This window comes from Photobacterium sp. OFAV2-7, assembly GCF_022347985.1.
Lineage (GTDB): Bacteria > Pseudomonadota > Gammaproteobacteria > Enterobacterales > Vibrionaceae > Photobacterium.
The window spans coordinates 1-7,372 of sequence record NZ_JAKRFQ010000165.1; the positions used below are offsets into that span (position 1 = coordinate 1).

Here is a 7,372-nt window from a genome sequence, read left to right on the forward strand (position 1 = left end):
GGTTTGCGAATTTTCATCATCGATAAAAAAGCAGGACGGATCATTTTCCGCCTCTTTACGCCCCTGCTCGACCGCAACGCCATAATCTTCCTCATACTCAACCACTGTTACACCATGAGCGCGCAGCTTGTTCTTTTTCCATTCACGGGCATCTGCTGACATATGGACAGACACCGAGAAACCCAATTTTGCACTCATAATGCCGATAGACATGCCCAGATTACCGGTAGAACCGACGGCAATGCTGTACTGCTTGAAAAAGTCTCTGAATTCATCGGTGAACAACTTGCTGTAATCATCAGACTCGGACAGCAGGCCAGCCTCAAGAGCCAACTTTTCAGCGTGAGTTAGTACTTCATAAATCCCGCCGCGTGCTTTGATCGATCCCGAAATTGGCAAGTGGCTATCTTTTTTGAGCAATAACTGACCGGTGATTTGGGTGTCGTACTGCTGCTCAAGGATTTTCTTCATCGCAGGGATCGCGACCACTTCCGATTCGATAATACCCTTCGATGGCGCTGTTTCCGGGAAGGCCTTCATTAAGTAAGGGGCAAACCTTGCCAGACGATCACTGGCATCTTTGATATTGGTTTGATCAAGCCCGACATGCGGTAGCCCCTCTGCCAAGGTGGTAATGTTTGGGTTGAACCAGCAGACTTCTTCCAGGGCAATCAGCTGTTTCACCAAAGGGAACTCACTAACCAGTTTTTCAATATTCAATGCGTTCATTTTTCTACCTTAAATTAAATGATATATGACAGTAGGAAAGTGCCACCCAGCGCGACAAAAGAAGCTATGAATGTCGCCGTTGTATAGTATTTGAAGATTTCTGTTATCGATGCCCCGCAGTACTGCTTAACCAACCAGAATAATGAATCTGTAACGATAGTACAGCCAATCGCACCAGAGCCGATGGCCAGGGTAATGATCTCTGGGCTAATATCCGGATACATCGAAAGCATAGGTGCAACAATGGCTGTCGCTCCCATCATCGCGACTGTTGCAGAGCCTACAGCGGCATGAAGAATAATCGCCACCAGCCAGGCCAGAAGAATTGGGTGCATATCGAGATTTGACAAGATTTGCGCCAGCACATCCGCCAGTCCGCTCCCTTTCAGCACCCCGTTAAATGCGCCCCCTGCCCCAATGATCAACAGGATATTGGCAATAGAAGAAAAGGCACCTTCTGTTTTCTCCAGCAGTACTGACATGCCCATGTTTTGCTTAATACCCAACATGTAGTAAGCAACAAAAGCAGCAATAAACATGGCTGTTATCGGATTACCCAGAAACTCTAGCGTGGTGTAAAGGGTTGTGCCATGCTCCATGTTCAGTTCCGCCGCTGTCTTCATCAGCATGAGGAAAATAGGAAGCATCACAGTAAATAAGGTTGCGCCGAGTGATGGAAGCTCGTTTTCACTTCTGACTTCCAGCGAAGTAAATTCTTCCGGTACTTTCTTAAAAGGCAAGCTTGAGCCCATTAACTTTAGAAATAACGGCCCGCCAACAAGCGAGGCTGTCAAACCGACTAATAAGCCATAAAAAATAACCGAACCGATATCCGCTCCCAGCTCATTGGTGACATAAAGCGCAGCAGGATGAGGAGGAACAATACAGTGCACTGCCATCAACGCGGTGCACAGTGGTATGGCAAGATTAAGCAAAGAGGTATTGGTTTTCTTGGCAATAGAGAAAGCCAAAGGGATCAGAAGAACGACACCCACTTCTACAAAAAGAGTAATACCGCACACCAGGCCAATAAGCACCATAATGACTTCAGGTGATAACCAGCGGCATTTTTGAAGTGTTAAACCTATTCGCTCCGCCGCTCCCGATACCTCCATCATTTTTCCTAGTATGGTGCCAAGACCAATAACAGTGGCCAGAAAACCTAGCGTTCCGCCAATACCATTTTCAATGGCGGTAACCATTTCAATCGGCCCCATTCCCATAGACGTGCCAACATAAAAGCTGGCAAAAAGCAGTGCTAAAAACGGGTGGAGTTTAAATTTAACAATCGAAAAAACGATCATTACAATACTGGTTATAAGCGTCGCTATAACCCAAAGTTGCGATTCCATAAATTGACCTTGTGTCTGCTGTTTAATCTCGTTTTATTAAACAAAACGGAAAAATTGCTGACAAACGATCAAACCTCATCCCCTTGTGAGCCAGATTGAAACAAACCAGTGATCAGACTCAATATTCAGATATTTACCCTAACTGACATCACACTGATTAAAATAGCGAGGGTATAATTGAGAGAAATATTAGCAGGTATATTTTCTTGCTTGAGGATCCGGCATGTACACCAAAGAGCATATTCACTCGCGCAACCAAAGACTCAATAGTTTTCAACTTTCAAAGCTTCATACTTTTGAGGTCGCAGCCAGACACTGCTCATTTTCCATGGCGGCTCAAGAGCTTTCGATGACGCCGAGCGCAATATCTCACCGAATTAACGGACTCGAAGAAGAGCTTGGTATCCAGCTGTTCAAGCGTTCTCATCGAAAAATCAGCTTAACCACCGAAGGAGAGCGGATCTATCTCACCCTAAAACAATCGCTTAACGCTTTGAATCAAGAAATTCTTGAAGTACAAAGTGGCGAGGTGTCAGGCACGCTGACTATCTATTCCCGCCCCTCTTTTGCCCAATGCTGGCTGGTTCCTCGGATCTATAAATTTAAACAGCTGTATCCTGCGATTGAATTAAAAATCTTATCCGGTAATGAAAATATCAACTTTTATGGTTACGGCATTGATATCGCCATTTATTATGACGATAAAACACCAAAGAAACTTTGGCATCAGGAAATAATGTCTGAAACCATAGTTCCGGTCTGTACGCCGTATTATGCAAAACAACATGATTTAGTTGGAAAAGAAAATAACCTGCGCCAGTGTACTTTATTGCATGACAATCAAGCCTGGGACTATGATTCAAATGTTGATGAATGGGAGTCTTGGGCAAGGAAGTATAATATTGAATCCATAGATCAAATCCCGAGCATTGGTTTTGATCGTTCCGACCTTGCTGTGGTTGCTGCGATTAATAATGCCGGCGTTGCCATGGGCAGGCATAGTTTGGTAAAGAAAAGAATTGAATCCGGTGAATTAATTACCCCATTTCCCAATAAAGAAATCCCCTGTGCCCAGCGATATTACATCGCCACGCTTCCAAATAATCACACGCAAAAGATTGAGCTTTTTATCGACTGGATATCTCACGAGGCAAGGCTTTAAGACAATAAGCAAGAGATCTAACCGACACAAAATAATATCGATTAAGATCTCCATGCATTAATGGCTAAACGAGGATCACCTCAATACCTTTCTCTCTTAGCTTGGCCACAACCTCAGGATTGGCATCCTGGCCTGTTACCAACACATCAATGCGATCGGCATTACAGAACAACATACCTGCTCGCTGGCCGACTTTGCTGCTATCAGCAAGAACCGCCAGCTTACCGACATGATCAAGCATTTTTTGCTCTGCCATCGCTGTCAGCATATCCATTTTATACAAGCCGTCTGCTGTGATCCCCTTGCCACTGGTAAACATCCAGTGTCCGGCATACAGCGAGGATATTTCATCTTGTGGCGCTAGCGTAATGGATTGAGTTTTGTTGTACTGTCCACCAATGATCACCACCCCGTCATGCTCTTCCTCAATCAGGTAATTGGCAAGCGGGAAGTAGTTGGTGATCACCTGGATATCCTGGCCGCATATCTCCTGCCCTAGTAGAAAAGCCGTAGAACCACAGTTAATCACAACGCTTTCACCTGGCTGGCACAAAGCAGCCGCAGCCTGGGCAATTCTCACCTTCTCATCAAGGTTTGATGCATGATGAATATTAAACGGAGACCAAAAGGTTCTCTCCTGCGCGACAGCTTCTGCACCGTTACGCACTTTTCGCAATTTCCCAGAATCGTTCAGCTTGTTGATATCACGACGCGCTGTCGCCGGCGAAATATCAAACTCTTCAATAAGATTGGCAACCGTAACATGCCGCTTATGGTGCAACAATTCGAGGATGGCGTTATGTCTTTGGGCTTCAGTCATACCACACCTCAAGTAATACAAATGATTAAAAATGATTATTCCTGATTTTATAGTCGTAATATTGAGATGAAAAGGGGAGAAGATGAATTATTAGATGATTTTAAGACTCACATAGCAGACAAATCCCCTCAATCAGAGATTTGTCTGGTGTGATTTGCCACAAAGGCGCTCATGAAGAATAACGGAGTTGAGGTTGGTGGTTACACAAGATTAAAGCCTGCCTGGTTGGCCAAACCGACCAAACGCGTCTTGGCTAGCTTGATATTCTCCATCCAGTTCTCATCCTGCGCCCACATCTCAATCACCAAAGGCGCGGTATAGTCAATTTGTGCCAGGGTTTTAAATATGGCGCTAAAATCTACCTCCCCTTCACCAATCACCAAATCCCTGAACTGCCCCTTGCTGGTTTCCGACACCTTGAGGGTATCTTTTAAGTGGATCTGGACAATGTGGTCACGGCTAAGTTTTAGCTCCGTACAGGTATCGTAATTCCAACCGGTAATATTGCCGACATCCGGGTAGGCCATAAAATAGGTCGACGGGATATCACGCTTTAGAACCTCAAATTTACTGAGGGCATTGAGGTATGGCGTATCCATAATTTCAACCCCGAGCATCACCCCTGCTCGCTCTGCCATCTTGGCCGACGCCTTCATTCCCTCGACAAAACGCTGATGGGTAACATCGTTTTGCGGCTCATAGTAGACATCGTAACCCGCCAGTTGGATACACCTCACCCCTAGCTTATAGGCAAGGTTAATCGCCTTTTCCATAATCACATAAGCTTCTTTGCGCGTGGCTTCGTCTTCAGAACCAAACGGAAATTTACGGTGGGCACTTAAGCACATCGAATGCAATGGCATTCCGTACTTTTCGCATAAGTGACGTAAGGCATAGATCTCATCATCACTCCAATCAAGACGAGCACGACGCTCCTCTGATTCATCAACCGAAATCTCAACGAAGTCAAAACCCAGCTCTTTGGCACTGATTAGCTTCTCTTCCCAAGACAAGTCATTGGGCATGGCCTTTTCATATAACCCGAGACGGAGCTCTTTATCAAAGTTGTGCATGTTTCCCCCTAGTTATGAATATTGCTCACGCGCGAAAGTACGTTGAAATAATATCTGCAATACCTTTCCCGTCGTTTCCCTCTGGAGTGGATATATCAGCAGCGCGTTTAACGGCGCCGTCGGCATTGGCCATCGCCACTCCAAGGCCTGCCAGCTCAATCATGGATATATCGTTGTGGTTGTCACCGATGGCAATCACTTCAGACGGCGTTATACCCAAGGTTTGAATATATTCAGCCAGCCTGGCCCCTTTGGTATTGCCTTTATTGGCAAAGTCGATACGGTTAGACCACGACTTCTCTCCGGAAAATTCATCCTGTATAAATGGCAGCCTGGTAAATGACTCGATCTGCTCGATATCGCCTTCTACAACAAACTTCCAAATGTAGTCATTCAGCGCCAGTTCCTGCTCAAAAGACGCAATGCGGCGGATCTCCGGCTTGATGGCAGCAGGAAAATCCTCGGCCCATGCCTCCAGCGCCTTCATATATTCAACCGGCTTTTGAGAGGAAAAGGTCATGGCATCTGTCACATACATCACCATGTTTAGCTGGTGCTGATGGGCCAGCTGAAGAAACTGCTTGGCTTTCTCTTTTGGCAAAGCATTTTCTTTAACGACCGTGTCACTGCTGAAGTCGTAAATATAAGTACCGTTACAGCTGATAATCGGCGTATCGAGGCCTAGCTCATGATGGTATGGCCTGGCGGCTGTATGGTGTCTGCCTGTCACCAGCAAAACGACAACGTCATCTTTTACGCGCTGAATTTCCTGCTTCACCTGCGGTAAAATTTCATGATTTGACGTAAGCGTCGTACCATCCAGATCAAGCGCCAACAATTTATATTTCACAGCGTTCACCTTGTTTAAATACTTAAAATTCCACACTTGTCATTGAAGACGTGTTCAAGCCCGGGGTTAAAAGAAGGGCTACCTTCCAACATACGACGCGAACCGAAAACAGGAAGATAGCCCAGTACTTTTACCTGAGAGCTTTACCTAAGCGCTTTTATAGGAATGCTTTATACGGCAGCTCAGGCTCGTCAGTGTAGATATCGCGGAAACCACGGAAGTGCTGGTAGTGCATACGGCCCTTGTCTGTTGGGTAAGTGTATTTACCGCCGACCTGCCAGAAGAAAGGAGCAAAACCGTATTGCAGACGCTCTTTCTTCATATTCCACAACACTTCAATTTCGCGCGGATCGTTTTGGAAGTTAGCCCAGATATCATGGTGGAAAGGAACAACCACTTCGCAGTTCAGTGATTCACCGGCACGAAGGATGTCAGAAGCCGTCATCTTGTCCGTAACACCGCGTGGGTTCTCACCGTAGGAAAGGAGCGCAACATCAATCTTGTGATCGTTACCGTGCTTGGCATAGTAGTTGGAATAGTGGGAGTCACCAGAGTGATAGAGCGAGCCGCCCGTTGTTTCGATAAGGTAGTTGACGGCGCGATCGTCCATACCATCCAGGATGCCCTTGTCATAAGACGACGTTCCTTCTGGTAGGGTGACCAGCGCAGTTCGGTCGAATGAGTCAAGCACCTTGATCAGTGCATCACCCACCTGGATTTCATCACCAACTTTCGCAACGATACAGCGCTCTTCAGGAACGCCCCAGCCGGTCCATAAATCAACACACGCCTGCGGGCCAATGAATTTAACGTGGTCACCGCAGTTTTGCAGTACAGCCGCTGCAACGTTAACGTCAATATGATCGGCATGGTCATGAGAAGCCAGCACCGCATCGATTTCTTTAATCGCAAACGGGTCCATTGGGAAAATAGCCGTACGCAGATTTGGCTGCAGTTCACGGACACCACCCATACGCATCATCTGGTGCTGGTTTTTCATCAATGCATTCTGCTGCGTTTTTTTACCGGTACCACACCAGAAATCCATTGAGATATTGGTGTTGCCTTCTGTTTTCAGCCAGACACCGGTACACCCCAGCCACCACATAGAAAACGTACCAGGCTGAACTTCGGTTTTTTCAATTTCTTCGTTTAACCAAGTTCCCCACTCAGGGAATGTATTTAAAATCCACGATTCACGGGTAATTTCATTTACTTTGCTCATTACAGTAACCTTTCGTTGGGGGATGTTATCAACCAAAAAGTGTTGTCGTCAGAAGTCACCTTTCGACTGGAATTGTTACACCAAGACAACGTCGATGCCTTGCTGTTGAAGTTGTTTCACCACATCGGGATCTGCCGCTTTGCCTGTTATCACTACGTCTA

At 46.1% G+C, this 7,372-nt stretch carries 7 protein-coding genes; 1 reads left to right on the forward strand and 6 read right to left on the reverse strand.

Features of this window, described 5'->3' with window-relative positions; all coding sequences use genetic code 11:
* Together dsdA and dsdX are read right to left on the reverse strand one after the other, a co-directional pair.
* Positions 1–729 (reverse strand): D-serine ammonia-lyase (dsdA, locus tag MHN01_RS10925; protein WP_239411380.1); only part of this gene is annotated, 729 nt, incomplete at its 3' end.
* 14 nt (positions 730–743) lie between these two features.
* On the reverse strand, positions 744–2,081 hold the full coding sequence (gene dsdX / locus MHN01_RS10930) for a D-serine transporter DsdX (RefSeq protein WP_239411381.1): 1,338 nt from the start codon (positions 2,079–2,081) through the stop codon (positions 744–746).
* A 223-nt stretch (positions 2,082–2,304) separates the two neighbouring features.
* Here dsdX and dsdC point away from each other — a divergent pair, with 223 nt between their 5' ends.
* Positions 2,305–3,243 carry a DNA-binding transcriptional regulator DsdC gene (gene dsdC / locus MHN01_RS10935; protein WP_239411382.1) on the forward strand — a complete coding sequence of 313 codons (939 nt, stop codon included), beginning with the start codon at positions 2,305–2,307 and terminating at the stop codon, positions 3,241–3,243.
* A 64-nt stretch (positions 3,244–3,307) separates the two neighbouring features.
* On the opposite strand, the gene ulaR is transcribed toward dsdC, so the two are convergent.
* From ulaR to ulaG, 4 genes are all read right to left on the reverse strand, one after another.
* Positions 3,308–4,063 (reverse strand): HTH-type transcriptional regulator UlaR, encoded by a 756-nt coding sequence (gene ulaR, locus MHN01_RS10940; RefSeq protein WP_239411383.1) that lies wholly within the window; start codon positions 4,061–4,063, stop codon positions 3,308–3,310.
* A gap of 200 nt (positions 4,064–4,263) precedes the next feature.
* The gene (locus MHN01_RS10945) at positions 4,264–5,136 is read right to left on the reverse strand and encodes an L-ribulose-5-phosphate 3-epimerase (RefSeq protein ID WP_239411384.1); all 873 of its coding nucleotides are present in this window, start codon (positions 5,134–5,136) and stop codon (positions 4,264–4,266) included.
* A gap of 25 nt (positions 5,137–5,161) precedes the next feature.
* Complete coding sequence (locus MHN01_RS10950) at positions 5,162–5,986, reverse strand: Cof-type HAD-IIB family hydrolase (RefSeq protein WP_239411385.1); 825 nt, start codon at positions 5,984–5,986, stop codon at positions 5,162–5,164.
* A 157-nt stretch (positions 5,987–6,143) separates the two neighbouring features.
* On the reverse strand, positions 6,144–7,211 hold the full coding sequence (ulaG, locus tag MHN01_RS10955) for an L-ascorbate 6-phosphate lactonase (RefSeq protein WP_160650593.1): 1,068 nt from the start codon (positions 7,209–7,211) through the stop codon (positions 6,144–6,146).
* Positions 7,212–7,372: the final 161 nt, after the last annotated feature.